General features: G+C 39.9%; 1 protein-coding gene and 1 pseudogene. Both read right to left on the bottom strand.

What is annotated here, in order from left to right:
* On the bottom strand, window positions 1-970 hold a 970-nt coding region (locus VE944_RS21060; RefSeq protein WP_324981400.1), incomplete at its 3' end, for a glycosyltransferase.
* 477 nt (window positions 971-1,447) lie between these two features.
* Window positions 1,448-1,807: pseudogene (locus VE944_RS21065) on the bottom strand (glycosyltransferase family 2 protein); the annotation flags it as partial.

The raw sequence follows: 1,807 nt of genomic DNA on the forward strand, positions 1-1,807 counted from the left end.
GTTTCCATCCGTGCAGCATATCGGCATTACTCAGTAATTGCACTAAAACTCCAGCCAAAGCATTACTATCTTTTGCTGGTACTAAAAGTCCTGCTTGTCCATTGTCCAAAGCTTCAGGAATTCCGTCTACCTGAGTGCCAACGATCGCAGTTCCAGCTTCCCTAGCTTCCGAAAGTACCAAGGGGCAAGGATCGCGGTGGGAAGCTAGCACAAATATGTCACAAGATATCAGATAGCGTTGAGGTTCCGGCTGGAAGCCTTCAAAATGAATCCGTTCTTTTACAGAAGTTGCTTGTGCCTGGGCCTCAAATAGTTGTTTATCAGGGCCATTTCCTACCAAATAAAGATGCGCTTGAGGAAAATCTGAGGCAATTTGTTCAAAGGCAGCGATTAACTCGGCGATTCCCTTACGTTGATACATCCCGGCTACAGTTGCGATCGCTGGACGCTGTAACGGTAAAGGTTGATAATCTTGTATTTGTCGCGTGCGGGGGCTGCCCAAGGTTCCATTACAAACTACCCGCAACTTGTTTTCTGAAATACCACGCCGTGCCATAGAATCTCGCACAGCCTTACTAACAGCAATTACCCTATCAGCTAAACCCATCAACAAACTAGAACGCTGAAATTCATTATGGACTGTGGAAACTAAAGCATATTTATGCCCTTTAAAAACGCGGGCTAGGATAACTCCCGTCATCATGTGGGCATGAACGATATCCGGCTGAAATTCTGCTGCGATCGCCAGGTAACGCACAGCCGCTTTAATAATACTTATCGGTTTCCTAGTTTGGTCTAGTTGGTAGTGTTTGACACCACATATATTTAGTAATTTTTCATATTCACCACCAGCCGAAATAACCGCTACCTCATAACCAGATTTAGCCTGTAAACAAGCTAGATCCACAGCTACATTGACAATACCGTTACCTATTTCTTGAACGTGATTCAAAATATGGATGATTCGCATAATCTTTGAGATATGTATAAAAAATAAAGATAAGTGGCTGAGTGGAAATCAACATAATTCTTGAGGTGTTCAATGACAACTCAAAAGTAGTCAGTAGTGCATAAAATTGACACTTGCTACTGACCAAGAGCGTTTATAACTAATTACTTAGCTTAAAGACTTATTCATTAATAGCTGGATAAATCGGGGTAAAAATCCAAAATTCTCAAGACTAAATCTGCTATTTCAGTCGCTACAGCCTTCTTTGCTCTCCTGAAATACTCTTCTGACTTTACAATTGCATAAGTTCATAGCGAATTGACGAAAACAGACTCTGCGTCCTCACTGAAATCTGAGCAGCAGCTTTTACTGCTCAAATTTCTCAGTTCATTTCAATTTCAACTCTTAATTCGTCATGAATTTACGAAATTATCTACTTATTCACTTTTGTAAATGCTAAGTTTTGAACAGCAAAAACCATCGTTAAAGCTTAATAAGTTACGACTCAATCAACACAAATTTCCGAACCTGAGAATTGTTTCCCTGAAAGCGGCGTGATGAGGCAGAAGTTAGCAAAAACTTCCAAGACTGAGGAGAAAGTATAGAAGGATCTATCATTGAAAGAAAACTTTTGATATTCTTTTGCTTCAGTGCTACTAAAATCCAATGAAGTTTCAGGTAATTTTTTATATCCTGAAGATGAGGAATTTTTGAGCAATGTTGCTCATCCACCAAGGCGTAAATTTTTTCCTTCATCAAAATATTTGTAGCTAACCGTTGAGACAAAGAAAACTTTTGATTATAAGCACCTGGCCAGATAGTGCGGTAAGCAAGACACTGATTAAGGAAAATAGCATC

The sequence above is a fragment of the Nostoc sp. genome, assembly GCF_035638895.1.
Lineage (GTDB): Bacteria > Cyanobacteriota > Cyanobacteriia > Cyanobacteriales > Nostocaceae > Nostoc.